22 protein-coding genes and 4 pseudogenes are annotated in these 25,215 nt (G+C 67.1%); 13 read left to right on the plus strand and 13 right to left on the minus strand.

Going from position 1 to position 25,215, the window contains the following annotated elements; genetic code table 11:
• Positions 1–183: 183 nt before the first annotated feature.
• Positions 184–924 (plus strand): VOC family protein, encoded by a 741-nt coding sequence (locus OG953_RS41675; protein WP_405691171.1) that lies wholly within the window; start codon positions 184–186, stop codon positions 922–924.
• 176 nt (positions 925–1,100) lie between these two features.
• Here OG953_RS41675 and OG953_RS41680 read toward each other — a convergent pair whose 3' ends face one another.
• The gene (locus tag OG953_RS41680; RefSeq protein WP_405691173.1) at positions 1,101–1,643 is read right to left on the minus strand and encodes a DUF4232 domain-containing protein; all 543 of its coding nucleotides are present in this window, start codon (positions 1,641–1,643) and stop codon (positions 1,101–1,103) included.
• A 997-nt stretch (positions 1,644–2,640) separates the two neighbouring features.
• Here OG953_RS41680 and OG953_RS41685 point away from each other — a divergent pair.
• From OG953_RS41685 to OG953_RS41700, 4 genes and pseudogenes are all read left to right on the plus strand, one after another.
• Positions 2,641–3,990, plus strand: a complete 1,350-nt coding sequence (locus tag OG953_RS41685; protein WP_405691175.1) for an IS30 family transposase — start codon at positions 2,641–2,643, stop codon at positions 3,988–3,990.
• 632 nt (positions 3,991–4,622) lie between these two features.
• The gene (gene ltrA, locus OG953_RS41690) at positions 4,623–6,410 is read left to right on the plus strand and encodes a group II intron reverse transcriptase/maturase (RefSeq protein WP_405691177.1); all 1,788 of its coding nucleotides are present in this window, start codon (positions 4,623–4,625) and stop codon (positions 6,408–6,410) included.
• A gap of 147 nt (positions 6,411–6,557) precedes the next feature.
• Positions 6,558–6,776, plus strand: a pseudogene (locus OG953_RS41695) (group II intron reverse transcriptase/maturase); the annotation flags it as partial.
• Positions 6,777–6,843: 67 nt separating this feature from the next.
• Positions 6,844–7,068, plus strand: a pseudogene (locus tag OG953_RS41700) (transposase); the annotation flags it as partial.
• Between the two features lie 232 nt (positions 7,069–7,300).
• On the opposite strand, the gene OG953_RS41705 reads toward OG953_RS41700, so the two are convergent.
• Complete coding sequence (locus OG953_RS41705) at positions 7,301–7,603, minus strand: hypothetical protein (protein WP_405691179.1); 303 nt, start codon at positions 7,601–7,603, stop codon at positions 7,301–7,303.
• 551 nt (positions 7,604–8,154) lie between these two features.
• Positions 8,155–8,709: pseudogene (locus OG953_RS41710) on the minus strand (alpha/beta fold hydrolase); the annotation flags it as partial.
• Between OG953_RS41710 and OG953_RS41715 the strand changes: the two are divergent.
• A pseudogene (locus OG953_RS41715) lies at positions 8,690–8,862 on the plus strand (IS5/IS1182 family transposase); the annotation flags it as partial. The pseudogenes OG953_RS41710 and OG953_RS41715 overlap by 20 nt on opposite strands.
• A gap of 119 nt (positions 8,863–8,981) precedes the next feature.
• Here the strand turns inward: OG953_RS41715 and OG953_RS41720 are convergent.
• Positions 8,982–10,037 carry a carbon-nitrogen hydrolase family protein gene (locus OG953_RS41720; RefSeq protein WP_405691181.1) on the minus strand — a complete coding sequence of 352 codons (1,056 nt, stop codon included), beginning with the start codon at positions 10,035–10,037 and terminating at the stop codon, positions 8,982–8,984.
• Positions 10,038–10,269: 232 nt separating this feature from the next.
• On the opposite strand from OG953_RS41720, the gene OG953_RS41725 reads away from it, so the two are divergent.
• Positions 10,270–10,722: a hypothetical protein gene (locus OG953_RS41725; protein WP_405691182.1), complete on the plus strand. Its 453-nt coding sequence runs from the start codon at positions 10,270–10,272 to the stop codon at positions 10,720–10,722.
• A 280-nt stretch (positions 10,723–11,002) separates the two neighbouring features.
• Here OG953_RS41725 and OG953_RS41730 read toward each other — a convergent pair whose 3' ends face one another.
• A complete protein-coding gene (locus OG953_RS41730; RefSeq protein ID WP_405691184.1) occupies positions 11,003–11,224 on the minus strand; it encodes a hypothetical protein in 222 nt (73 codons plus the stop codon).
• A gap of 665 nt (positions 11,225–11,889) precedes the next feature.
• On the minus strand, positions 11,890–12,921 hold the full coding sequence (locus OG953_RS41735) for an endonuclease/exonuclease/phosphatase family protein (RefSeq protein ID WP_405691186.1): 1,032 nt from the start codon (positions 12,919–12,921) through the stop codon (positions 11,890–11,892).
• A 368-nt stretch (positions 12,922–13,289) separates the two neighbouring features.
• Between OG953_RS41735 and OG953_RS41740 the strand changes: the two genes are divergently transcribed.
• Positions 13,290–14,144: an IS5 family transposase gene (locus OG953_RS41740; RefSeq protein WP_405691188.1), complete on the plus strand. Its 855-nt coding sequence runs from the start codon at positions 13,290–13,292 to the stop codon at positions 14,142–14,144.
• Positions 14,141–14,593, plus strand: coding sequence for a type IV toxin-antitoxin system AbiEi family antitoxin domain-containing protein (locus OG953_RS41745; protein WP_405691190.1), 453 nt, complete (start codon positions 14,141–14,143; stop codon positions 14,591–14,593). The genes OG953_RS41740 and OG953_RS41745 overlap by 4 nt, the downstream gene beginning before the upstream one ends.
• Here the strand turns inward: OG953_RS41745 and OG953_RS41750 are convergent.
• On the minus strand, positions 14,535–15,119 hold the full coding sequence (locus OG953_RS41750; RefSeq protein ID WP_405692393.1) for a GNAT family N-acetyltransferase: 585 nt from the start codon (positions 15,117–15,119) through the stop codon (positions 14,535–14,537). The two genes, OG953_RS41745 and OG953_RS41750, sit on opposite strands and share 59 nt — an antisense overlap.
• Before the next feature lie 93 nt (positions 15,120–15,212).
• Here OG953_RS41750 and OG953_RS41755 point away from each other — a divergent pair, with 93 nt between their 5' ends.
• Both OG953_RS41755 and OG953_RS41760 read left to right on the plus strand, forming a co-directional pair.
• On the plus strand, positions 15,213–15,365 hold the full coding sequence (locus tag OG953_RS41755) for a hypothetical protein (protein ID WP_399338308.1): 153 nt from the start codon (positions 15,213–15,215) through the stop codon (positions 15,363–15,365).
• A gap of 492 nt (positions 15,366–15,857) precedes the next feature.
• Positions 15,858–16,820 carry a hypothetical protein gene (locus OG953_RS41760; protein ID WP_405691192.1) on the plus strand — a complete coding sequence of 321 codons (963 nt, stop codon included), beginning with the start codon at positions 15,858–15,860 and terminating at the stop codon, positions 16,818–16,820.
• A 53-nt stretch (positions 16,821–16,873) separates the two neighbouring features.
• Here OG953_RS41760 and OG953_RS41765 read toward each other — a convergent pair whose 3' ends face one another.
• The 5 genes from OG953_RS41765 to OG953_RS41785 all read right to left on the minus strand — a co-directional run bounded on the left by OG953_RS41765 (position 16,874) and on the right by OG953_RS41785 (position 20,202).
• Positions 16,874–17,035: a hypothetical protein gene (locus OG953_RS41765; protein ID WP_405691194.1), complete on the minus strand. Its 162-nt coding sequence runs from the start codon at positions 17,033–17,035 to the stop codon at positions 16,874–16,876.
• Between the two features lie 581 nt (positions 17,036–17,616).
• Positions 17,617–18,048, minus strand: a complete 432-nt coding sequence (locus OG953_RS41770) for an SHOCT-like domain-containing protein (RefSeq protein WP_405691196.1) — start codon at positions 18,046–18,048, stop codon at positions 17,617–17,619.
• A gap of 23 nt (positions 18,049–18,071) precedes the next feature.
• Positions 18,072–18,332, minus strand: coding sequence for a hypothetical protein (locus OG953_RS41775; RefSeq protein WP_405691198.1), 261 nt, complete (start codon positions 18,330–18,332; stop codon positions 18,072–18,074).
• Entirely contained in the window at positions 18,329–18,694 is a 366-nt protein-coding gene (locus tag OG953_RS41780) for a DUF2089 domain-containing protein (protein WP_405691200.1), read from the minus strand. The genes OG953_RS41775 and OG953_RS41780 overlap by 4 nt, the downstream gene beginning before the upstream one ends.
• Positions 18,695–19,293: 599 nt before the next feature.
• Complete coding sequence (locus tag OG953_RS41785) at positions 19,294–20,202, minus strand: aminoglycoside phosphotransferase family protein (protein WP_405691201.1); 909 nt, start codon at positions 20,200–20,202, stop codon at positions 19,294–19,296.
• A 266-nt stretch (positions 20,203–20,468) separates the two neighbouring features.
• On the opposite strand from OG953_RS41785, the gene OG953_RS41790 reads away from it, so the two are divergent.
• Entirely contained in the window at positions 20,469–21,386 is a 918-nt protein-coding gene (locus tag OG953_RS41790; RefSeq protein ID WP_405691203.1) for a transposase family protein, read from the plus strand.
• 399 nt (positions 21,387–21,785) lie between these two features.
• Here the strand turns inward: OG953_RS41790 and OG953_RS41795 are convergent, their stop codons facing one another.
• The gene (locus OG953_RS41795; RefSeq protein ID WP_405691205.1) at positions 21,786–23,384 is read right to left on the minus strand and encodes an IS1634 family transposase; all 1,599 of its coding nucleotides are present in this window, start codon (positions 23,382–23,384) and stop codon (positions 21,786–21,788) included.
• Positions 23,385–23,603: 219 nt separating this feature from the next.
• Here OG953_RS41795 and OG953_RS41800 point away from each other — a divergent pair, with 219 nt between their 5' ends.
• Complete coding sequence (locus OG953_RS41800) at positions 23,604–25,184, plus strand: IS1182 family transposase (RefSeq protein WP_405691207.1); 1,581 nt, start codon at positions 23,604–23,606, stop codon at positions 25,182–25,184.
• Positions 25,185–25,215 lie beyond the last annotated feature (31 nt).

Here is a 25,215-nt window from a genome sequence, read left to right on the forward strand (position 1 = left end):
GTGACCCAGGCCATCCTCACCCCGGGTGAACACCGCCTACCCGGCCGCGTCCTGGGCGACGGTTCACCTGGCGGGGCTGAGCGCTCCAGTTGGCGAGCTGCGCATTGCGGCTGGTGAGCGGGTTGATCTCTGTTTGGCGACGGTGCGGATGTCGTTGCAGAGCGGACGCATAGGATCGCCGGCATGGCACTGCGACCTGTTCAGGTGAACATAAAGGCTCTTGATGTCTCGGCGGTCGGCCGGTTCTGGGCGGAGGCGCTCGGCTGGAGTGCTTACAGGCCCGGCGTGACCACCTACGTTGGACCCGTCGGCGGCTTCGTTTGGCCGGACCCGGTCGCCGTCTGCGTCGACGTCGTTACCGTCCCGGAACCCAAGACGACAACAAAGAACCGTGTGCACCTCGATCTCGCCACCACCTCTGCGGCCCATCAGGCGGAGTTGGTCGCGCGCCTCCAGGCTCTCGGTGCGACGCCCGCCCAGGTGGGCCAGGGCGACGTGCCGTGGACGGTCCTCGCCGACCCGGAGGGCAACGAGTTCTGCGTGCTGGAGCCTCGGGAGATCTACCGGGACACCGGGCCGATCGCCGCGGTGGTGGTCGACTGCGCGGATCCGCGGGCCATGGCCCGGTTCTGGGGCGAGGCGATGGACTGGACCCTGCACGAGGTCACCGACGATCATGCGGTGCTGCGCTCCGCCAAGGGTGCCGGCCCGTATCTCGAGTTCCTCCGCACGCCCGACGCGACGACCGTGCCAGACCGCGTCCACCTTGACCTGCTGCCGTACCCCGGTGACGACAAAGAGGCGGAGGTGGCCCGGCTGCGGGCCCTCGGCGCCACCGACATCGACCTCGGCCAGGGCGACGTCCCGTGGACGTGCCTGGCCGACCCGGAGGGCCACGAGTTCTGCGTCCTCGCCCCGTCCTGACGCGGAGCCTCAGGAGATCTGGTGCCGGAAACACAACCTCCAGGCCCCGGGGAGAAGGCCGGGCGTGCTGCGTGTCAGACGTGGCCACCGCACCACCCGGAGGCTTCAACTCATTCCGGGAGTCCTGCGGTGGCCACCAGCGACGCTGAAGGGAAGCTCAGAGGCTGTCCAGTTGGCTACAGCCCGACCGGGTTGAGGTAGGTGGCCGGGCGGGTGGCGCCGTCCTGCTTGAGGATCTGGCCGCCAAACGGCCACTTCAGGGTGAAGTACTCCGTCTCGTTCGGCGGGGTGACCAGGAACTTCGCCGGAACGAACTTCTCCTTCTGCGGCGTGGACTTGGCCACCGGGAGCAGGTTGATGCTGAAGTCCACCGTGTCCCCCTGCTTCAGGATCATCTTTTCGGGCTTCTTGGAGGAGCGCGCCAGCGACCAGGTGCCGTCGGTCTTCTGAGCGCCGATCATGTCGACACCGGCGAAGCCGGACAGGGTGCAGGTGCGCTTGCTCTGGTTGGTGAACCAGATATACGCCTGGGTCTGCTTCTTGGTCTGCTCCATCTCCGGCTTCGCATCATCCCCCATGGCGAAGCCGGCCTTCAGGTCGGCGGTGTGGCAGCGGGTCGGCTCGGCCTTGGCGGGGGCGGCCGAGGCCGGGATGGCGGTAGCGGCAGTGCCGGCGACGACGACGGCCGCAAGGGCCACGGCGGTCAGCTTGCTCTTCATGAAGTTTCGGGTTCCCCTCGAATACGAATCGGCGCGCGAAGTCAGTGCGCGCCTACGCACCTGAAGATGCGCAATGCCCGGGGGAGGTTCGGTGTGCCGGAGAACCTTTTTCCGACAGCCAGGCTCCCAACTGTGGCCGCGTACAAGAACTCATGCGGTGTGGCGCCGCCGCCGAGTGCCGTGACCACGCGTTCTCGTTCTCGGCGCGCGTGGGCACGGGTGCCAGGGCGTGTGTGAGGTCGTGATCAGCGGGTCGTCCATGCGAGGGTTGATCCAGATCATGGAGGCCCGGAGGTGAAGGCCCGCGTCGTAGCTCTCGGGGCTCTTGTCGTAGCGGGTGGGTGCGCCACGAGGCGCCATGGAATCGAGTGAGGTGAGAGACCTTCACCGCCGGGTTGTCGCAGCAATCCGGTTGAAGCTGGGGGCAGTTCGGCCCGGGGGATGCCGAGCCGGGCGGTAAGCAGCCCCGACAACGTCGGGACGGGTTGGCACTGCCAGACAGCCCGGGTCCGGCTAGCGAGACGGGAAGGTGTACGCGAGAAATCAGTGCTTGACGCCCCGTAATTACGACACCGGCTCGAACCTGGCGGATGCGGGCCGGATGCAGTGCACGATCGCCGACAGTTGGCGATCGACTCCGAAGCCGGATCTACCCGAAAGCCTGCGGCGTAAGCGTGGCGATGCTGCCGGGGTAGAGCTGGGCACCTCACCCGTCGATCGATTTCGTGGTGAACGTGGGAACTGCCCGCGGTCGTCCCAGGCCGGACATCCAGTCCGGTGGAGGGCAGGCCCATCGCCGGCTGATGGCCGTCGGGCAGGACGGAGGCTCCGTAGTACTCCGAGGCCGGGGTGCGACACGAAAGTCGCACGAGTTGAGTGAGCTTCATCGAAGGAGGTTCGGCTGATGCCGAAGGTGTAGTTACGGATCAGGGCGGATTCAACCGGTCGTTGCAACACCTCGTCCTCGGAGGTGTTGATGGGCAGGCCAGCAGGGTGGATGGCAGCGTTGACCGGGCGTTCGCCGATGAAGTCACCAGGTGCGCCGGCGCTACGGCGGGAAGCGGAACGTCAGTTCTGGCGGGAGATCGCGAAGGGACTGCTCCCGGAGGAGGCGGCAGCTTCGGTCGGCGTATCCCGAGCGGCGGGGGGAAGATGGTTCCGCCACGGTGGCGGCATGCCACCAATGGATCTTGCTCCGCAGTCCGGCCGGTACCTGTCCTTTCACGAGCGGGAAGAGATCGCGATCCTGAAAGCGCAGGGCATCGGGGTCCGGGAGACCGCGCGACGTCTTGGCCGTGATCCTTCGACGGTGTCCCGGGAACTGAGGCGCAACGCCGCGACTCGTGGCGGCTGGCTGGACTACAGGGCTTCGGTCGCCCAGTGGAAGGCCGATCTGGTGGCCCGGCGCCCGAAAACCGCGAAACTGGCGGCCAACGACCGGTTGCGCGACTACGTACAGGAAAGGCTTTCCGGCCAGGTCAGCCGCCCCGACGGGACGATGATGGGGCCAGAGGGGCCGCGGTGGAAGGGAAGGAACAAGCCGCACCGCGGCGACCGCCGGTGGGTCATGGCGTGGAGTCCGGAGCAGATCGCGAACCGGCTGAAGGTCGACTTTCCCGATGATGAGTCCATGCGTATCAGCCACGAGGCGATCTATCAGGCCCTGTTCATCGAAGGCCGGGGAACGCTCAAGCGCGAGCTCGTCGCCTGCCTGCGCACCGGCAGGGCCCTGCGGGTGCCCCGAGCTCGGTCCAAGCGGACGTCGTGGGCCCACGTCACGCCCGAGGTGTTGATCAGTGAACGGTCGGCCGAAGCCGACGACCGGGCCGTTCCGGGACACTGGGAGGGCGATCTTCTGATCGGACTGGAGAGGTCGGCGATCGGCACGCTGGTCGAGCGCACCACCCGGTTCACGGTGCTCGTCCACCTTCCCCGCGAGGACGGCTACGGCACGGTTCCCCGCACCAAGAACGGGCCGCCGCTGGCCGGCTACGGAGCGGTGACGATGAAGAACGCGCTGGCAGCAACGGTCGGCACCCTGCCCGGGCAACTATGGCGGTCGCTGACCTGGGACCGCGGCAAGGAGCTGTCGGCACACGCCCAGTTCACGATCGAGACCGGCATCCCGGTCTACTTCGCCGACCCGCACAGCCCCTGGCAGCGCGGCACCAACGAGAACACGAACGGCCTGTTGCGCCAATACTTCCCGAAGGGAACTGACCTTTCTCGATGGGCGGCTGAGGATATCGAGGCGGTCGCTGCCACGCTCAACAGCCGGCCCCGGAAGAGCCTCGGTTGGAAGACGCCCGCCGAGGCCCTCAACGACCATCTACTATCGATGAAATAAGCCGGTGTTGCATCCACTGGTTGAACCTGGTCAGTGTTCGAGGATCTGTCCCCAGCCTGACGTGCGTTGCTGGTAACAGCGGGGTGCGAAGCTCAGGTTTCCAGGCCCAAGGGCTCCCGTTCCATCCGGGAGTTACAGGCCACGGGGAAGGCCGACAGGGTGAACAACGTGAACCCCTGGTGATGCCTCGTGATCGGAAGCCCCGCAGATGGGTCGTTGCAGCAGGGTCAAGGACTGGCCGTTGAGAAGCGGCAGGCGCCGACCGGAAGACTCTAAGCCGGTCGGGAGAACACCGCCGTCCTCGGGGTATAGGGGGCACCCGACCCGGCCGCACCTCACTCGTGCGGAACGTGACAACCCCGTTGGAGTCCGAAGACGCCTGGCGTCTTCGGCAAGCCGACCGCAAGGAAGGCCCGATTCTCCAGCGGGCGCAGGATGGCCTCAGAAGCCAATGCCGGCGGCCGAAAGGCAGCGGGAAAACGAGACACCATGACCGGCTCTCCGCTGGTCGTCTCGCATAACCGGCCGGATACGGGCTGATGCCCGGACCCGAAAGGGTGCTGACGGAGGCCAGGTGAGCCTGTGGAGAGACGAAGAGAATGACACCGGAACCAAAGGACAAGTTGGACGTCATGACGAACACGCAGGTGAAAGCCGACGCGGACGTGATGACGAACGGACCGGAGGGCAATATCCCCGACTGGCACGATATTGACTGGCGTGCCGTCGAGGACGAAGTACGGCGTCTGCGACAGAGAATCTTCACGGCATCGCGGGAAGGCGACCTCAAACGAGTTCGCAACTTGCAGAAACTGATACTCCGCTCCCGCGCCAACACGCTGCTGAGCGTGCGGCGCGTGACAGGGATCAACGCTGGGCGCAAAACCGCCGGAGTGGACGGACGAACGGCGTTGCTGCCTCAGTCGAAAACTAAACTGGTCGACTGGGCGCAGTATCGCTCGAAAACCTGGACTCCTCTGCCGGTCAAGCGCGTGCACAATCCCAAAGCAGGCGGAAAGAAGCGCCCACTCGGCATCCCGGTCATCGCTGACCGGGCACTGCAAGCGCGGGTAGTCAACGCGCTGGAACCCGAGTGGGAGGCGCGGTTCGAGCCGAAGTCGTACGGCTTCCGGCCCGGCCGCGGCTGTCATGACGCGATATCCGCCATCTATCTGACGCTGAAGGGCAAGAACTCCCAGCGAATTTGGGTGCTGGACGCGGACCTGAAAGCGGCGTTCGACCGTATCGACCACGAGCACCTACTCGCCCAGCTCGGCACGTTCCCCGCCAGGGAACTGGTCAAGCACTGGCTGAAGGCCGGAGTGGTCGACGGCGGCCGGTTCGCCCCGACAGAAGAAGGCACCCCACAAGGGGGCGTCGTCAGCCCTCTGTTGCTGAACATCGCCCTGCACGGAATGGAACAAGCCGCCGGAGTTCGATACCGCAAGATCGGCACGAACGCCGCCGAGTCGGTTGAAGGATCCCCGGCCTTGATCAGATACGCCGACGATCTTGTTGCGCTGTGTCACAGCCATGACGAAGCCCAACAGGTCAAGGCGAAGCTCGCCGAGTGGCTGGCGCCCAGAGGACTGGTGTTCAACGAGGGCAAGACGCGAATCGTCCACGCTGAATCCGGTTTCGACTTTCTGGGATTCAACGTCCGCCGCTATGACGGCAAGTTGCTGATCAAACCGAGTCCGGCGGCTCTGAGACGAATCCGGGAACGGCTACGCACCGAGATGCGGGCCCTGCGAGGGTCCAATGTCAGTGCGGTGCTGCACAAGATCGATCCGATCGTGCGCGGCTGGTCAGCCTACTACCGGACGGTGGTCTCCAGTGCGGCGTTCACCGCGCTGGATGACTACATGTGGAAGCTCACCTACAAGTGGGCCAAGCACGGCCACCAGAACAAATCGAGGCACTGGGTCGTTAACCGGTACTTCGGTCAGTTCAGCAAGTCCAGTAAGAGCCGCTGGGTATTCGGCGACCGGGAGACCGACGCTCACCTGCGGAAATTCTCCTGGACGAAGATCGTTCGACACCAGATGGTCCCGGGCACATCGTCTCCGGACGATCCAGCCCTGGCCGAGTACTGGGCCAAACGGCGACGCAAAGAGAAACCCCTACCGCTGGACGCGTTCGGACTGCGGCTGCTGACGCTGCAAGACGGCCGCTGCCCATTGTGTCGGGGCTTTCTGCTGCACGCCGACCACCAACCGCAGAGCCCGGCTGAATGGGAACAGTGGATGGCGGTGGTCCGAAGGGCAGTGAAGAAGCAATATCTCGTTCTCGCTCCGGACCAAGGCACGTCGAACGTGGTCCTTCGTTTCGTGCACACAGCCTGCCGACGTCGGCGCCCTGCCGATATCGCACCAGGCCGAGCACCTCTGCTCGCCCGCGAGCCTTCAGGGCTTGCTTGAGCCGGATGCCGGGATGACTGGCACGTCCGGTTCTTAGGGGGCTCCGGCGCGGCAACGCGCCGGAGCTACCCGACAGAGCCGGCCACATGGGGAAGGGGGCCGGCAAGTCAGCAGTAAGGACACTGGAATGCCGGGAGGTTGTCGTCGGTGAATACCGACGAGCTGGAATGGGCCTTACTGAAGGCCGAACGCCGGGTACTTGAGATCCAGACCAAGCTGCACCGTTGGGCTGATGATGATTCTCATCGCAGGTTCGACGATCTGTTCAACCTCGTGGCCGATCCCGCCTTCCTGTTGGTGGCGTGGGACCGTGTCCGGGGAAACAAGGGTGCCCGCACGGCCGGAGTGGACGGGAAGACGGGGACGAACTGGCGCGCATCACGACGCCGCGGGGATGCGCATCGGTCCCGAGGTCATGGAGGTGGCCGCACGTCAGCTGCGTGACCAGTTCGAGGGAGTGATCTGGCGCTTCCGGTCCGGCGCTCAGTGGCGGGAGATGCCCGAGGAGTTCGGCCCCTGGCCCACCGTCTACGGCCGTTTCCGGGTATGGCGGGACGCGGGGGTGTTCACCGCGCTGCTGGAAGGGCTGATCGCCGAGGCCGCCCGGCAGGGGAAGACGGACCTGCCGCTGGTCAGCGTGGATTCCACGACCGCCCGCCGGGCCCGTCGCAAGAGGTGCCTCGCGAGCAACATCACCCAGACCACCAGAAAGAGCGCCGTGACAACCCTCAACCAGGAGGTAGTGCCGCTACTGGCTGCTGTCCACCCATAGAACACGATGCTCAAGCACATCCCACCCGGGCCAGCGAAGAACTCGGCTCTCGGATTTCGTGACATCCCCACCCTCCTCTTGTTCTCCCAGTCTCCGCCCGCGCCACTCCTGGCCCTGTTCAGGATCCGTCCCATATCCCCAGACGCTTGAGTCGGCGCTGCCGGAGGCGCTCCGAGACAGCTGTGAGGGCGAAGACGAGGCCCAGAGCCAGCCCGAAGACCACAGCGAACATGAGGTCGTCGGGTTCCTCCTCACGCGACAGCATCAAGAAGAAGAGCGTGAAGGGAACGGCCACGCAGAGACCGGTGCCGATCGGGTGGCGGGCCACCCACTTCTGGATCCGAGTCGGACGCCGCTGCCCACCCAGGGCCCGATCCAGGGTCCAGAGAGCATCGCCCAGAGGTCGCTGCCAGTTCGCCATGGCAGAAGAATAGGGCAGCCGATCCGCTGCCCTCCCCGGGCGAGGGCTGGTGATCAAGCCGCGGTCCGTCAGCCATCGCGACCAGGAACCGACGTCATTTCGTGAACAACCACAACCTTCGAGATCGCCAACTGCTGCCCTAACCGGCAGACAAACGCTGCTGCTTGAAGTGAACGAAGCCATTTCTCAAACCTGGGTCTGACTGGCCCCTTACGAGTCATGACCTGCTCGGAGTATGGCGAGAGGGGGCGCTGACAGCGGACAACGAGCCTGCCTTCTCGGTGTAGTGGCTGACCCGACGTCGGACGGCGTCGCCGGCCGCCACAGTCGGGGTGGGCCAAAGCCGTCGTGGCGGCGGGTTTGCCCCTGTACCCAGCCAGTGGCCACTGCGCGCACCCACCGCATCCCGGGGGTGATCGCTGTCCTGGGTTGCCCTCGCAGGTGTTACGTCGTGCGGAGCGCGGCGATGACGGTCATTCGCCCGACCCGTCGGGCCGGCAGGATGGCGGCCGCGAGTCCGGTGAGCACAGTCAGCCCCAGCGCTGCCAGCAGTAACGCATCGACGTGACGATGGAGTTGTTCACCCAGTAGATCGTGGCGTGGGTGAGCAGGTCGTCCTTGGTGAAGACGGACTCGACGTCGCCGCCGTTGTCGCTCCAGGCGTTCCAGCGCTCCAGCAGCCAGGCGAGCAGTCCGGCGGGTGAGTCGCTCAGCCCGTGGGCCAGGGTGGCGCCGTCGAGCATGTGCACGGCGAGGTGGGACGCCGAGCGGTGGTCCAGCTCGATGATGCGGGCGCGGACGTCGGCGGGCTGGTCGTCGGTGAGGGGCCGATTCCGGGCGAAGTCCCAGGCGCGGGGGCCGGTGAAGAAGTCGAGCGGCAGCCCGGAGCCGATGTGGATGCCGTACAGCTCGTCGGCGTACTTGAGGCCGAGCTGGCTGGAGACGATCCCGCCGATGTCGCAGCCCCCGGCGGCGTACTTCTCGTATCCCAGGGTCTCGGTCATCAGGGTGTGCCAGAGGTCGAAGACCTTCCAGAAGTTGACGTCCGAAAAGCCGGTGAGCGGGCCGGGGAAACCGAAGCCGGGCAGAGACGGCACGATGACGTCTGGTTATGGGATCCCGCTGGGTCGCGTGCCGGCTGGGGCGAACCGCCACGACTCCCCGCTGTTTGCCCCGACCTGGACCGCCTGGACGACCTGGGACCGCTGCCCGACGACACTACCGTGCACCTGGACGCCGGCTACGACTCGGACAAGACGATCGGCCAGGTAGCCGGAACGGGCGGGGAACAGAACGTCCCACACCCGGCCGCAGACGGCAGTGAACTCCTCGGGAGCGCGCGCTCGGATCGCGTACGTAACGACCAACGCTGGGACGGTCAGCTACTTTGGCCAAGGGTTTTCTGAGAATCCTGGCAGTCCGTTTCCGTCGCCGGGACGGTGGTGCTGTCGCTCGGGGCGGCAGGCCACTCGCGGCGCCCCTCGTCGTGCCAGAGCGGGCGTCGGTCGACCCGTAGGCCGAGGATCTCCGGTCGCGCGTAGTGGCCGCGGGAGTCGACCCAGACCTTGACGGCGTTGATGTCGGCGAGGTCGATTTCGGCGGTGACGAGCTTTTCCTCGGGGCCGGTGTGCGGGCCGGCGAGGTACTGGTTGAAGGGGTGGATCACGGCGGACCAGCCGCCGCCCGCGGTGATGTGTTTCTGCGGTCCGATGGTGGACTCCATCCACCGCAGGCACGTCTCGTCCACCGGGTTTCCTGCGGAGATGACGAATGTCTGGGCCGTGAGCGCGTGGGTCTTCATCATGGCGTCGATCTGGATGTCGGCGACGGCCTCGAAGCCGGTCATGGTGGACAGACCGGGCCATGCGGCGGCGTGGATCTGCTGGCCCTGGGTGATCAGGGACTGCCGGGCCAGGTTCATGGTGTGTTCCCAGCAGGCCAGGCCGCCGATCCGGCCCAGCGCGCTGTCGAAGACCCTGAGGGTGGCGCCGCCGCCCTGAGCCCACACGATCCGTTCGGCATAGGTGGGCTGGAGCTTGCGGTGCACGCCGAGGAGAGTCCCGTCGGGGTCGATGAAGACCTGGCTGTTGAAACACGTGCGGGTGCCCGCGAGCCGTTCGCTGACACCGAGGACCGTGCCGACCCCGGTGCGGGCACAGGCGGCCTGGACCCGGGCGATCTGCGGGCCGGGCACCTCGACGGACGCCTCGGCGTAGGCGGCGTTGGCGCCCTGCTGGTCCAGCGGGGCGTACGCCTCGATCCAGTAGGGGTAACCGGGCACGAAGGTCTCGGGGAACACCAGCAGATCGATGCCCTCCCGGCCTGCCTGTTCGATGAACGAGATCACCTTCCCGACGGTCGCCTCGGTATCCATGAACACCGGGGCGGCGTGCACCGCCGCGACAGTTCGTTTTGTGGAAGCGGGAGATGACATCGGAGCCCTCCTCGGAGGCGGGGTGCACCGGCGGGGATCGGCCGTCGAGAGGTGTCCGGGGTGCATGGTCCGGATGCGGATGAACAAGATCCGAGCACGTACGACATCTCCGCGCAAGGGCCCATGGCCGCCGTGCCGGATCGATGCCGACGTGATCACGGGGCTCACGCTCTCACGATGCTCTGGCCCGCACGGCCCGGACCCGTGCGACTGCCGTTCGTCTCGGCGTCGCTTGAATTCTGACCCTCTGACGGCGTATCAAAAGATCGCCACCCAACTCGACCGGCTACGCCCCCACGGCCCTCGCGGGCCGGTGTGGTGGCGCTTCGGCCGCAGCCAGTGGCAGCCGATCACCGACGCCCTCACCGACACGGGAACGGAAGACGAGTACGACGCACGCGAGGAGCAGCGCCGCCAGGAGCGCGGGGCCGCTCGCGCCCTGGGGCAGCAGCACCGGCGCGAGGAACTGGGCGGGCTGAAGGCGGTCTGGGAGTGCCCGTCCTGCCAGGCCGATGTCGAGCCCGACACGGAGGGTCTTGACGGCTACCGTCCCACGGAGGGCGGCCTGTGCCCGGACTGCCAACACACCCGCCGCGAAGAAGCGCAGCAGAGCGTCACCGCTGAAGACATGGCCAGCACAAATGGCATCCTTGCCCGCCTGAAGGCCCGGGCTGAAGGGCGGTAACTACGCAGGGGTTGGAGAGCCAGGAAAATACGCCGCCCACTCCAGCCTGAGGCAGCGAGCGCCGGCCTTTGCCGCGCGCTGCAGTTGACCGGGACGCCCGCGCGGTGGCTGGTGACGTCCGGCGGCACACTGCCCAGCTGCTGGCGGACAACCCCGTCGCGCGCTCGCCGAAGTCGTACTCGAGGAAGCCGAGCGACGGCTGTCCGTACCGCTGGATGGCACCGGGCGCTGCGCCCAGGGCCGGCTGGTGCGCGCGCCCTGTACGAAGGCCCGGATCGCTTCACGGAAGACTCCGCGGCCGCTCACTCGTGACCACAGGCAGCGCCTGTCGCACGGTGGCTGGCTGGGGCACTTCGAGGGCGTCGGCCACCTTGCGGGCCATCGCCGCCACCTGCGGCGGGAGGTAGTCCGCCAGCGAGTCGTCGTCGTTGCAGAGCTTGGCGCGCAGCCCGCGCAGGCAGGCCTCGGTGAACAGCTTCTGCGGGTCGTCCTCAGGCGTCAAAGTGGGCATTCGAAGTTGAGCGGTGCGCCTCGTCGGGGAGCTGACGTGCTGTCACTGTCGATGATCGAGTCGCTGTCTGGCGGCCTGGATACAGGATGCCCGTGGTTCTGAGTGATCATTTCTGTTCTCGACGCAGAACGATCGCCCAGGAGCCACGGGCTTGTTCAACGATACGACGTTGCTACTCAACCTCGACGGGGTGTCCGTCGTTCGGGTCAAGAAGCCGGCCGGCGGACGGCGCCGGATCCACCTGGCCACGGCCGACGAGACGGCCGGGGCCTGCCCGGCCTGCGGGGTGTTCGCCACCCGGGTGAAGGGCTCGGCCGTGACCCGGCCCGAACATCAGCTCGCGCGGCGCAAGGACGGCGAGGCCGCCAACCCCGCCAGGGTGGCGGCCTCCCGTTTCTGTAGTGGCCGGCGGCCGGCCATTCATTCTTGGAGCGGATCAGACGTGGGGTTCGAGCGGTGCGACAATCTCGTCGTAACCGCCGTGTCTGGAAGATCAGCTCGCCTGCGGCGTATCCGCTGCCCGCGTGAGTGCGGGGTGCGCAGTAGCTCGCTCCGTCGCCCTTGTAGAGCTACAGGTCACCGACGGTGTCCCGGCCGACCAGGTCGGCCCGGCCGTCACCAGAGAAATCCCCCGCAGCGGCCGGCAGGTTCGCCGGCTAGAAGCCGCCGCCCTTGCAAAGAGCGGCGGAGATGCCGGTGGGGCTGCCCGCGTCCCGATCCAGGTCATCGCCGGCCGCCTGGCCGGACAGGCTGCCGGTGGTCTGGCCGCAGTGCTTCCAGGTCGCAGTACCGCGCAGCAGCTTGTGGTCGGAGACCTCGGTGTCCATCGGCAGCACGTCGGCCTCGGGGTTGGCGAAGTACTTGGCGCTGAGGAAGACGTAGTCGATCTTGCCGCCGTCCTTGCTGTCCTGACCCGAGCGGCACTGCGACACCTCCGCCGAGACGCAGGCGGGGGTGAAGTAGTCGCGGTCGGTCTCGTCGACCTCGATCATGGTTCCCTTGGCGCCGCCACCCAGGGCGGGCTCGTAGAAATACGAGGCCATGGTGCTGGTGGGCGGGGCGTTGAAGTCCCCGCCCAGCACCACCGGGATGCCCGCGTCTTCCCATGCCTTGGCCTGCGCGGCGAGCTCACGCGCCTCGGCGTCGCGCAGCGTCGGCGAGGCCGACCAGTACAGGTGGATCGAGCAGGACCAGGTGATCCGGCCCTGCAGCCGGGACTTGATGCAGGGGTTCTTGATCGGCTCCGTCTCGCCGCCCTGGGTCAGGTCCAGGACGGTGGTCTCCAGCGCCGGCCCCTTGACGAAGACCGCCATTCCGTAGTCGCTGCCGTGGCAGATCGTCGGATAGCCCGACAGCGTCGCGGTGTACAGGCCGTTGAACCCCTTGGGGGCGAGCTTGGCCAGGATCGCGTCGTACTGCGAGCGGCACACCTCCGACAGGAAGATCTGGTCCGCGCCCCACACATCCGCCGACGCCTCGGCGACCACCTGGTCGATGCGGCGCTGGTTGTCGTAGTAGTTCGGGTCGCCGCACATGTTGCCGCAGATGTTGTAGCTGGTGAACCGCAACTGCGGCGCCGTCACCCGTGTCACGGTGTCGGCGCTCGCGGACGACGGCGCGATCAACACACCAGTCAGTGCGAGCACAGCGCAGCCTATCGCCGCGAGGAGGGATCTGATCGTTTTCAAGGTTTCTCCGCTGGGGTGGGAAAGCCCTGGTCGTAGGGCTGGTGGCGCGTGCGCGCCCCGCAGAGCTTGTCCAGGAAGAGAGACCATGAGGCAAAGCGTGCGTGAACATGTTTGATACAGTCGCTTTTAAGTCATGATCGCGCATCAAGGCACGCTCATTGACCGCTGCGCCGCCGGTGGGTCGGGTCCCGCTGCCACGGGACGGTCGGCCTCGTGAGCGAGGGTCGGCCGTGGTGCGGCGCCGCACCAGGGACTCCACAAATCTCAGAGGACGTTATGTCCATTTCTGGATGATCTGGTGTCACCCGTTCGTGGGTGCGGAGTCGTTCAGGCTGACTCGCATGTCGTGTGCATGATGGGGTCGGGGCATGGAACGGATGCCGTACTCAACGGACCTGTCCGACGGGCAGTGGGCCTTGATCGAGCCGCTGATCACAGCCTGGAAGCAGGAGCGGGTGTCGCGCTCGGCGACCGGAGACCCGGGCTCCTGTGATCTGCGCGAGGTCGTGAACGCGCTGCTGTACCAGAACCGGACGGGCTGTCAGTGGCGGCTCCTGCCGCACGACTTCCCGGCATGGTCGGCGGTGTTCTACTACTTCACCCTGTGGCGTCAGGACGGTATTGACCAGCGGATCCAGGAGATCCTGCGCTGCCAGGTGCGGGAGCGGGCCCGGCGATTAGAGGACCCGTCCCTGGTGATCATCGACACCCAGTCCGTCCGCGTCGCGGCGGGGGTGCCGAAGGAGACGACGGGACTGGATGCGAACAAGAAGACGCCCGGCAGGAAGCGGGGACTCGCCGTCGACGTGCTGGGCCTGGTCATCGGTGTGGTGGTCCTGGCCGCCAGTGCGCACGACAACGAGGCCGGCATCGCCCTGCTGGACCAGGCGGCCGAACGGTGCGGGATGCGCCTGGAGAAGGTCCTGGTCGACCAGGGCTTCAAGGACGCCGTGATCATCCACGGGGCGGTGAAGGACATCACCGTCGAGGTGGTCCGGCGCAACCCCGACGACCAGGGCAAGGGCTTCGTTCCGCAACCGAAGCGGTGGGTGGTCGAGCAGGTCAACGGCACCCTCATGCTCCACCGGCGCCTCGCCCGCGACTACGACCACCGGCCCGACAACGCCGCCTCCCGCGTCTACTGGGCCTCCACCGCGGGCATGCTCCGCCGCCTCACCACCCCCAGCCCCGCCTGGCGCGACGACATCGAGCTGGCTGCGTGAACGTCACCGAACTCCTGCGGCTGTTGCAGGCCGAACACGACGAGACCGCCGCACGCGCCGACAGCCTGCGCGAACAGATCGACCAACTCACCAGTGCCCTGGCCGAGGTCGAGGCCCGCCTCGCCGAGATCGTCACCACCGGCAAGGTCATCGAAGGCCTCGCCCTGCCCGAACCCACACAAGCCCCCGCAGAGCCCGCCACCGTCTACCAGCGCATCGTGACCGCCTTCAACGAGCATCCCGGGCGGATCTTCCGGGTTCGTGACCTGCACGAACTACTCGGGCTGCCCACCGACGAGCCCTCGATCAACGTCACCCGCTCCCGCCTGGGACGACTCGTCCGTCAGGGACTCCTCGACCAACCCGGACGCGGCCGGTACCAGAAACGGACTAACGCCGCACTTCGTGGGCTGGAATCGGCACAGCCGACGGCCGCCACTCTCGCCTGATCAACCCGAACACCCACGAGTCGGATACCTCGCCGTTCACCACGCAGTCTTCCCGCAACGTCCCTTCACGCACGAATCCGATCTTCTCCAGGACCCGGGCAGACGCCACATTGCGCGTATCGGTCTCAGCCTGAACTCGATTCAGGTCCAGTGCGTCGAATGCCCACTGCAGCACGGCGTGCGCGGTCTCCGTCGCGAAGCCGTGGCCCCACATCGCATCGTCGAGGCAGTAGCCCAACGACGCGCTGCGGTAGTCCGGGTTCCATCCGGTCAGACCGCACCAGCCGACGAAGGCCCCGTCAGAAGCAAGGTCAATGGCCACCCGCGCCCCGGTGCCTTCGTCCGCCATCTTCCGGCACATCGCGATGAAGCGCTCGGCGCGGGCCTGTTCGTTCCACGGCGGGGAATCCCAATAGCGCATCACGTAGGTGCTGCTGTGCAGCGCGAAGAGGGAGTCCGCGTCGGCGTCGGTGAAGGGGCGCAGTCGCAGGCGAGCGGTGTGCAGAATGGGGGTGGCCAAAGTCATGCGCACCATCTTGTGTCCTCATGGGCAGGCAGAACACCGAATATCCGATCCCGGTCCGGCCCTCACGACCAAGGCACCGCCTACCAGCAGATCGTGCACGCCTTCAACCAGCACCCCGACCAGCCATTCAGGGTCCGCGAACGGCACGACTTCGGCCTGCTCACCGACGGCCCAGACATGAACGTCACCCGCAGCCGCCTCGGACGCCAAGACTTCCTCACCCAACCCGGACCAGGCCACTACTAGAAATGGACTTAACGCCCTCTCAGTACAGCTCAGTGCGGGGAGTCGGGTGGCGCGGGCGGTTTTGGGGCGGTCGCACCCTCGATCGAGGGCGGCTTGGAGAGCGTCGTTGTCGGGGTGGTCCGGGCCTGGCGTGGTGTTTTCGGTGTCCCCCATGCTTCTCAGGGTCCGGACGGGCCGTCAGATGCGGTAGGACGCGATCCGGCCGTGCCGGGTGGGGGAGAACCTGCCCGGTGTGCTCCCAGGCGCCACACGGGGCTTGTAGTGGCGCGGCAGTTTCGCAGGGGCAGGCTGAACCGGTGTACGTAAATGCTGTCGAACTCTGGCATGGCGCCGAACTGCTAACCTCTGCCTGCGGCAGTACGCGTCTGCCAGGATCCCGGCCGGACAAGCACCCACGCCCCGGCGCGCGGACAAGGGTCCCAGACTCACGCGGCATCTCATCGTGACGACCTTGCTACGGCATGGGCGTGGGCATGCCGTAGGAGGACACTCGTGACCAGAGGCAAGAAGCGCAAAGCTGCCGTGCGCGAAACGCAGAGGGCCACCGGCCTGCGCTACACCAAAGCGGCCCGGGTAACCGCCGGCCCGACAGGCGGGCGGATCGGGCAGTCGTTCACTCTGCAGGAATTGCTCGGCGAGTGCGCATCGCTTCCCCCCGCGACGGTCGACTGGGGGTGGGGCCCGGAGTACGAAGACATCCAGGGGCCGGACGTCTTCCAATCCCGGCTTCTCGGAGCGGCCATTCCCTTCGGCACAGTTTTGGCACTGGCGGGCGAGCTGGCCCGAGAAGGACGCGATACCTCGCTGCAAATCGAGTTGCTGTCCCCTTTGGAAGCCGCGGTGGTCAGCAGCAACCCACGCCGGTTCCAGCTGCTGATTTCACAGGACGGCGTCTCCGAGCTCTGCCGGAAACCCAGCTGTGGCAGGTCCCCGGAAGACAGCCTGATCCTGTGGTGCGCCGACCACCTTGCCGAATGCGCCCCCGATACCTTGACCGAAACGGCCCGCGAGTGGGGATACGCCCAGTGCGAGCTTGCCGGGAGCGACCCAGCAGGCCGTGAAGGAACCAAGGAAGCCGCCGTACTCATCCGGGCTGCCGTGGCGCAAGGGGCCTACAAGAAAGTGGTGTCCGTGCTCCTCGATGCGTGCTTCGAGCCGGACGACATGATCGATGAAATGTTCTGGGATCCCATGGACGCCATGGCGATGCGGCAGGCCATCGATCGCGAGCAACTCCGGCTTGAGCGCATTGCGGAGGTCGAGTACCGGCGCATCCAGGAGGCCGCCAAGGTGTGCATGGCCTGCGGGAAAGCGTTCCGGTACGGCGTCGACCTGGACGTTCCGGCACGGTATTGCACGTCGGGCTGTGTACCCCTGCCGCCTGCGAAGTCCAATCCTGAGCCGGAGCCGGGCCCTTGGTCAGTAGCCGACCCGACTGACGAACAACTCGGATAATGTCCCGGCTGGCCTCGGCGAACCCACCGAGGCCAGCCGGGCGTTGCTTGCGGTCAGGCTGGAGACAGGCCGCTCGTGTCCAGGTCCAGGTTGAACGGGTCCGGGATGCGCAGCACCGCACCGAACGGGTGCGGTCCGTCGACGCGGGTGTAGCCCAGGTGCCCGGGTTCGGAGAACAGGGTGACGCTGCCCCCGATCCGGTCGCGAACAGACATGTAGCACTGTGTGACGCTCCAGGCTGCGATGACCCTGCGGGGCAAGCCGGCCTGGTGCGATTGCGGCGATCAGTACGACGAAGACGCCGAGGAGAGCGATGAGACCGCCGTACGGTGATCCTGACCACCGACGAAGGGCCGCCCGTGTCTCCTATGCGCCGTCGGCAGCGGAAACCTTTGGGATGGGATCTGTTCGGGGAGCCGTACTAAACGGACCTCAACGCTGCCCTGAGCCGACGCCTCTGCCTGTCTTCACCCGTGAAACGCTGCCCAGCTACTTGCGTACACTGAGCCGGCTCCATCCGCACACCGCGGCAGGCCCGCGACATCCTCGACGACCCCGCTCTGGCTGTTTACGACAACCCGAATTCCCTGCTGATGTGTCTCTACAACCGCGACCGGGCGCTGTGCCACCGCGCGGATACCGCCGACAGCCCGAGCCTTCACCGTTGTCAGCCGTCCTGCGCGAACATCGCCCGCACCGACCAACACGCAAGACGGGTTGACCGCCCGCGGCCGCCAACCGGCCGGGCGGCCGCCCGCCCCCGTGGTCCGGGCGGGCGGCCGGCGCCGTGGCGGTGTCACTCGCAGAACACCTGCACCTTGGCGTCGGGGTCGTCCACGTCGACGATGACGTCCTCGAGGTGCTCGATGAGCTCCTCGAGGTGCTGCGGCTTGAGCTCAGTGAGGTCGATCGGTACCCCTGACTTGTTCAGCTCCGCGTTGACCTTGGTGAGCGCCTGCGGAGGGAGAAGGCTGGTGAGCCGGACCCCGGCGCGCAGCAGCTGGAGCGGGACCCGGATGTTGACCCGGCTCGCCCCGTCGCCGCCGGAGTCGTCCGCTGCGTTCACCACCACGCGCAAGTACTTGGGCCGCGATTTCGGGCGGGATGCGGCTCCCGGCGGCGGCTCGGGCTGTTCTCGTTCGAGGGCGTCGATCAGCCGCTCGGCCTCGTCCGCGGTGATCTTGCCCTCGGCCAGCATCTGCAGGACCTGACGGCGCTGCTCGCTCATTGGAAGCTCCTTGCTCTTCTGACTCATCTGACGCTTACCAGTACGGCCGTTCGGCCCTGCTCAATCTCGAACCGGGTGCCGGGCAGGGCCCACAGCAGTTGCCCGGTGCCGCGCAGCGCGCCCAACAGGTTGATCCGGGTGGCGAGGCAGGCGACCAGTCCGGCCAACGCGGCGAGCAGCAGCAGCGGTGACAGCACCAGCGCTACCGGCAGGACCGGGACGTACAGCCGCCGCCAGCGGCCGCTGGGACGGCGATAGCGCATCGTCACCAGCTGCGGGATCATCGGGGCCCCTCCAGCTCGGCCAGTGCCTCCTGGGCGCTGATATCCCCCCGCTGCAGGCGGTCAACGACGTCGGCGGCGCCGGTGGGTGCGGGGTCGGTGTCGACGAAGTCGAGGTGCTCGGCGATCCGTTTCAGCCGGGACTTGATCGTCGGGTAGCTCACCCCGAAGGTCCGCTCCATCTCCTTGATCGAACCGTGCGACCGTACGAAGGCGGCAACGAACACCTGGTCGTCGATGCTGAGCTGAGCCAACTGCGGCGGCTCGAACTGCCCCTCGATCGCGATCCCGCTGTCGGCGAGACGGACCCGCTCGACCACGAACGGTTGCCCTTGCGTCAGGTCCGTCAGTTCATGCCAGTCCACCCTCGGCTCCCTTGCTCTCGATGACGAGCCTGCCATTCATTTTTACCTTGAGTTTTTTAACATGACAACGCGCGAACATTAATTTTCTCAACGACATTCGATGGGCTGGTCATCGACTGCCACCGTTCGTGCGTGCCGTATCCCCGTGGTGCCGTCGCCCCAGCCAGCATGTCGCCGAGCAAGCAGCATGCCGGACAGAGCCCGCGACCTTGGGCTGCGCGTTCGCTAGAGGCCCGGCGTCCGCCCGTCGGGTCATTGCCGGGGCCCATGTCAGACGCCACCAGTACGCGGCCCGGGCAGTATCGGCCGGTCTCATGACCTCCGGGTCGATCACCACGCCGCATGCCACGCACACCTCGGTCGGCCCGCTCGGCTCCTCCACACCTCCCGGTTCCATGAGCACCGGGAGCTGAAGCCCGTTGCCGTACTTCTGATGGGTGTGGGCTGGCAGGGCGACCTGGGACAACCAGGGCGGTCCAGGTTCGGTGAGATGAGTCGGACTCAGGACATGTCGGTGAAATGCTCCATTTCGCGCGGGTTCCGTCGCCCTTCGCTGGACCTGCGCCGTATGACCCTTCCTCTCGGACCGGGGAGGCCACTCAACGCGCAGCGGCATCGGTGAGGATTGTCCGAAGTCGCGCTCGGCACTCGGCGACGAAGGCGGGGAAGGTGTGCCAGTAATAGGAGATTCCACTGACACCCACCGCGATCGCCCAGGCGCGGGCGCGGGCCCAGGTCAAATCGTCGAGGCTCAATGTGTCCCAGTAGGCCTGTCGTGCTTGTGGCGGCAGGTCCCAGAGTGTGGAGTGCTCGGCGTCGGGAAAGCCGACCGAGAGTCCTCCGAAGTCGATGACTGCGTGGAGCTTGCCTTCCCGGACCAAGAGGTTGGTCGGCTTGAGGTCACCGTGGAGCCACACGTGAGGTCCGGAGGGCTCGGGCAGTGTAAGCGCGGCTCGCCACAACTGTTCTAGAGAGTCAACGTCGAGCTCAGAACCCACGGTGGTTCGGCAATCGTCGAGACACCTGGCGATCCACTGGTCGCATGGCCCCAAGCTGCCTCCGCGGTACCAGCTGAGGCCATCTGCGCGAGTCGCTCCCATGAGGTCGATGCCGTGGAGCTCCCTCACGACCGCCGCCAGATCGGCTCCGAAGGCGGCCCAGTCCTGGACGGTGTCCGGGCCGGCCTCGACACCGTCAATCCAGCGGTAGACCGACCAGACCAGTGGGAAGGCGTTGGTGGGCGTCCCAGCGTGGACGGCCTCGGGAATCGGACATGCAAGGAAGGGCGCCAGGCGAGGAAGCCATTCCTGCTCCTTCCGCACGGACTGTCCCTTGTCGGCAGTTCGTGGAAGTCGCACGAGCAGGTCATCGCCCAGCCGGTACATGGTGTTGTCCGTGCCCGCGCCTGCGGGCGACAACGGTAGGTCAGCCCACTCTGGGCGCTGTTCCTTCAGCAGTGACCGGACTAGCGTCTCGTCGACTGGGATCTCATCCTCGTGAAGCGTCACGTCGGAAATCTCACCGCAAGGGGGAACGGGAAGCCAGTGACTTTCTGAACGAGGCAGGTTCGCTGTGACAAGGACGCGCCGACCGGGAGACCGAGCAGGCCACAGGACGGAATCAGTGAGACTGCAGTTCAGGGACGTGCAGCTTCAGCGGCATCGGAGCAGGTAGCAGGCGACGGGACACACGCGTGGGACCGCGCACGCCCCGACGCCACGCAGATGAGAGTGACGCTCCATCAAGTTCTTGGCTCTTCCCGCCGTTCTTGGTTGTGATCGGTGACAGTGCTGTTAAGAAGGTCGACGTATCGTTCTGGGATTCCCTCGTGTTTGCCGGGATCGACGACGTGGACGTCGAGGCGGTGACCACTGCCTTCGGCACGGCCGATGTGGTCGCGAGAGGCCGGGCGACAGGCGCGGCGTGTCCTGACTGCCGTCGCTTCTTGGGCCGGGTGCACGACTCCTACCAGCGGAGGTTGAAGGATCTCCCGATCGGCGGGCAGAGCGTCGTGATCCGGCTGACGGTTCGGCGATTCATCTGCGGTGCTGCGGACTGCCCGCGCCGCAACTTCGCCGAGCCGTTCACTCAGCTGACTGCCCCGTACGCGCGCTTCACCACGCGGCTCAACCACGTCCTGGAACGCGTCGGGCTCGCGCTTGCCGGACGAGCCGGCGCTCGTCCGGCAAATCAGCTGGGTCTCCGCGCAGGACGGATGACCTTGTTGCGCAGAGTCATGGCGCTGCCGGATCCGCAGACCAGCATGCCGCGCGTGCTGGGTGTGGACGACTTCGCGATCCGCCGGGGCCAGACCTACTCCACCGTATTGACCTGCGGAGAAACCCATCGCGTGGTCGACGTGCTCCCGACACGTGAAGCAGGGCCGCCGGCCGCGTGGCTGACCACCCACCCCGGCGTGGAGATCATCTGCCGAGACCGAGCGGGCGCCTACGCCGAGGGGGCCCGACTCGGCGCCCCGACGCCCTCCAGGTCGCCGCCTGGTTCCACCTGTGGCAGGGCCTCGGCCGAGCCGTTGAGACCTGCGTCGCCGCCCACCGCGAGTGCCTGCGCGCCCCGACGCCGCCCAAACCGTCAGCCATCGACCCGCCACCAGACGGTTCCGGTTTACCGGCCCAGATCCTGCCGGCCGACGGGCTCAGCGCAAGAGGGCCGCGCATGCCCTGGTCCATGAACTGCTCGCGCAGGGCCACTCGCTTCGGGCGATAGCCCGGCACCTGGGCTGGAGCCTCAACACCGTGTTGCGGTATGCACGCGCCGCGCACTGGAAGGACACCCTCCGCGAAAACCGGCCCCGGCCCAGCAGGCTGGACCCTTACAAGCCCTACCTGGAGCGGCGGTTCGCCGCAGGATGCACGAGCGTCACCCAACTCCACCGAGAACTGCTCGCCGAGCAGGCCCCCGTCACCTACGGCATGGTCCGCGCCTACATCGCCACCCTGCGCAACACCTCGCCGGACGCGCCGCCCCCGCCGCCGACGGTGCGCCAGGTACTGGCTGGCTCACCCGCCATCCCACAGCACCGAGCGAGGAGGACCGCGCCTCCTAGACCCGGACTTCGCGGGTCGCTGTTTCAGGTTTGTGGCCAGCGGGTTTGTCCGATGTCGGTGTCGAGGAGATCGAGGAGGTGGAGTTGGACGCCACGGGTGATCTGGACGGTGGGCGGATCGGTGATGTGGCCGATCCGCAGGGTGAGTTCGCCGAGATGGTAGAAGATCATGCGGCCGGTGGGGCGGACCCGGCGGTTGTCGGGGTAGAGGCCGATCATGGTCTGTTCGGGGCCGAGTGCGCGTCTGACCTGCCGCTCGATCAGACAGAAGACGAGCAGGGCCAGGCAGATGACCTGGATCAGGGCGGCGACACGCCGGTTGTGCTGGACGAAGACGGGCGCGACCGCGAGGGGGCCCTTGAAGTCGTGGTAGCGGCGTTCGACCGCGCCCTGACCCTTGTAGTGGATCAGGACCTGGTCCGGGTCGGCCTGCTCGGCCGGGGTGGATGTCAGCAAGGCGTACCAGCCATCGACGGCGGCTTCGGTGTCCAGGACGCCGGTGTCGAAGTACCAGGCCAGGGCCGGGATGCCGTGCTCGTTCTCGGTAACGGTGAAGCGCAGGCAGGAGGTGACACGGCGCTTGGCGGCGATCACCCCGACGCGGGCGGTGATCTTCTCGGCGGTCTTGTAGTGCCGTCCGCCGGCTGCGGCGGTGAGCTTGCCGAGTTCCTCGGCGGCCTTGGCCAGGCGTTTGGCCCGGGCGGCCTGCTGGCCCGCGGCGTTCGCGGTGGAGTGGACCAGGATCCGCCGCACGGTGAGCGGCGGATCGCTCTTGCGGGGCCCGTTCAGGGTGTGGGTGTCCTCCAGCACACGGTAGAACTCGCGCTGTTCGGCCGGCTTGTCCGCGTCCCGGTCCGGTGTCCAGTCCACGACGGTGGCCTGCGAGAAGTCGAGTGCGGCGTAGACGTCGTCCTTGACCTGCGCGGCCGGGGCCGGGGCAATGAACTGCACCCCGGCCGCCAGCAGGGCGGAGATGTTGGTGTAGGATACCAGTTTGGAGTCGGCAACCATCAGGAACTCCTGCTCGTCGGCCATGGCCCGCAGGTCCTTCATCGCCCCGACGACCTGGCTGACCTCGGCCGCCGCCCCGCCGAAGACCCGGGCATGGAGCGGAATGCCACCATCGGCCGACATCGCGAGTCCGGCCTGGACCTGCTTCAAGTCCACCCGCCGGTCCTTGGGATGCCCGTAGTTGATGACGGGGAAGTCCTCGTCCTGGCCCTGGACCGGGAAGGCCCCGTGCACGGACATGCTGGTCATGTCCCAGTGCATCCGGGACACATCGATCCCGAACTCACCGATCGCCCGCGCCCCGACCGTGCCCGCGATCTTCTCCAGCTCCGGAGCGATCGCGTCCAGAGCACGAGCCAGACGGTCGTCGTTCAGCAGCCCAGGCTCGATCCCGAAGACCTCCTCCACCGCCCAGCACCTGGCCCAGTCCTCCACCCGCACCAGCGGCGCGGGCGAGGTCAGCCGGTTGGCCACCAGCGCCTCGATCACCTGCCCGTGCGTCACCAGCGCACTCGCGCCACCGGGACAGACCTCGTCGACAATCCCGGCGACATCCAGCCGGCGCAGAAACTCGGCAGCGACAGGCAGAGCGCCCAGACGCTTCTCCACCACGGACGTCACCGCTACTTCAAAGCGCTGACGCTGGGACCGTGGCCGCGGGGACCGGGAAGACATCGACACACCCCACCCAACGCCACACCCCGGCTCGGGGACACCCCCGAGCCGGTCACACCATACGAATCAACGACCCGCGAAGTCCGGGCCTAGAAGATTGCTGAAAATGTTGGGTTCTGGCCTCGCTCCGGGTGGAGTGGGGTCAGTCTTGTGTCCATGCAGGGGGAATGGGCTGGGGAGAGCGTCGGCGAGGACGTGTGGGAGACGTGCCGGGAGTTGATCCCGGTCGGGAGCGTGTTCGCGTTTCTGGCCGAGCATCGCGAGGCCCTCTTCCCCGGTGCCATGTTCGCGGACATGTATCCCTCGACGAACGGGCGTCCCTCGCTGCCGCCGCAGGTCCTGGCCGCCACGGTTGTGCTGCAGAGCCTGCACGGGCTCTCGGATTTCGAGACGGTGCAGGAACTGCGCTGCGACCTGCGGTGGAAGGCCGCGTGCGGACTCGGGTTGTACGACACTGCCTTCGATCCGTCGCTGTTGACGTATTTCCGCCGTCGGCTGCAGCGTTCCGGTGACCCGAACCGGTTGTTCGCCAAGGTCAGAGAGGTCGTCGCGGCCACCGGTGTGCTCAAGGGCAGGCAGCGCAGGGCGCTGGACTCCACCGTGCTGGACGACGCGGTCGCCACCCAGGACACCGTTACCCAGCTGGTCGCCGCGATCCGCCGGGTGATCCGTGTGGTCCCCGGCGCCCAGCAGGTCGCCGACCAGTGGTGCACCGCCCACGACTACACCGACCCGGGTAAACCGAAGATCGCCTGGAACGACGAGCATGCCCGCGCCGCTTTGATCGACGCCCTGGTCACCGACGCACTGAACCTGCTCGGCCGGCTGCCCGACCAGGAGCTGGGAGAGGCAGCGGCGCACGCGGTCGGCCTGCTCGCCCTGGTTGCCGGGCAGGACGTGGAACCCGCCGACGGCTCCGACGGGCGGGACGGCCGGTGGCGCATCGCCCGGCGCACCGTCTATGACCGCACCGTGTCCACGGTCGATCCCGAGGCCCGGCATATCCACAAGAACCGCTCCCGCCACCAGGAGGGCTTCCGTGCCCACGTGGCCTTCGAGCCCGAGGAAGGCCTGTTCACCGAGGTCGCCCTGACCGCCGGCAGCGGGGCCCATAACCACGAGGCGGCCGTCGCCCGGGATCTCCTCGCCGATGAGGAAGCACCGGTCACCGTCCTGGGCGACACCGCTTACGGCACCGGCGAGTTACGCGAACACCTGCAAGAACAGGGACACGACCTGGTTCTCAAGCCACCACCGCTGCGGCCGGCCGTCCCCGGCGGTTTCACCGCCGACGATTTCGACGTCGACACCACGAACGGCCAGGTCACCTGTCCGGCCGGACACACCGTCCCCCTCGGTCAGAGGCGCCAGGGCGGGGAACGCCAGGCCCAGTTCAAGAAACTGTGCACCGGCTGTCCACTGCGGGAACACTGCACGAAGTCCAAGACCGGCCGGGTCTTCACCGTCCACGTCAAGTACGACCTGCTCAAGGCCGCCCGCGATCACGCCGCCAACAGCCCCGGCTGGCAGGCCGAGTACCGCCGCTGGCGGCCACCGGTCGAACGGGCCATTGCCTGGCTCGTCGCCCGTGGCAACCGCAGAGTGCCCTACCGAGGCGTTCTGAAGAACGACACCTGGCTCCACCACCGCGCAGCAGCCCTCAACCTCCGCCGACTGATCCACCTCGGACTCACCAGGACCGGCGACACCTGGCACCTCATCCCGCCCACCGCATAGCGAAAGGGCCGCCCGGCCTGCGGCCGGACAG

Source organism: Streptomyces sp. NBC_00057, assembly GCF_045041165.1.
Lineage (GTDB): Bacteria > Actinomycetota > Actinomycetes > Streptomycetales > Streptomycetaceae > Streptomyces.

Coding starts and splice junctions, on each gene's coding strand:
- OG953_RS41675 (WP_405691171.1), top strand. CDS start 184: ATGGCACTGCGACCTGTTCAGGTGAACATAAAGGCTCTTGATGTCTCG.
- OG953_RS41680 (WP_405691173.1), bottom strand. CDS start 1,643: ATGAAGAGCAAGCTGACCGCCGTGGCCCTTGCGGCCGTCGTCGTCGCC.
- OG953_RS41685 (WP_405691175.1), top strand. CDS start 2,641: ATGGCAGCGTTGACCGGGCGTTCGCCGATGAAGTCACCAGGTGCGCCG.
- ltrA (WP_405691177.1), top strand. CDS start 4,623: ATGACGAACACGCAGGTGAAAGCCGACGCGGACGTGATGACGAACGGA.
- OG953_RS41705 (WP_405691179.1), bottom strand. CDS start 7,603: ATGGCGAACTGGCAGCGACCTCTGGGCGATGCTCTCTGGACCCTGGAT.
- OG953_RS41720 (WP_405691181.1), bottom strand. CDS start 10,037: ATGTCATCTCCCGCTTCCACAAAACGAACTGTCGCGGCGGTGCACGCC.
- OG953_RS41740 (WP_405691188.1), top strand. CDS start 13,290: ATGGAACGGATGCCGTACTCAACGGACCTGTCCGACGGGCAGTGGGCC.
- OG953_RS41750 (WP_405692393.1), bottom strand. CDS start 15,119: ATGACTTTGGCCACCCCCATTCTGCACACCGCTCGCCTGCGACTGCGC.
- OG953_RS41765 (WP_405691194.1), bottom strand. CDS start 17,035: ATGTCTGTTCGCGACCGGATCGGGGGCAGCGTCACCCTGTTCTCCGAA.
- OG953_RS41770 (WP_405691196.1), bottom strand. CDS start 18,048: ATGAGCGAGCAGCGCCGTCAGGTCCTGCAGATGCTGGCCGAGGGCAAG.
- OG953_RS41775 (WP_405691198.1), bottom strand. CDS start 18,332: ATGATCCCGCAGCTGGTGACGATGCGCTATCGCCGTCCCAGCGGCCGC.
- OG953_RS41800 (WP_405691207.1), top strand. CDS start 23,604: ATGCAGGGGGAATGGGCTGGGGAGAGCGTCGGCGAGGACGTGTGGGAG.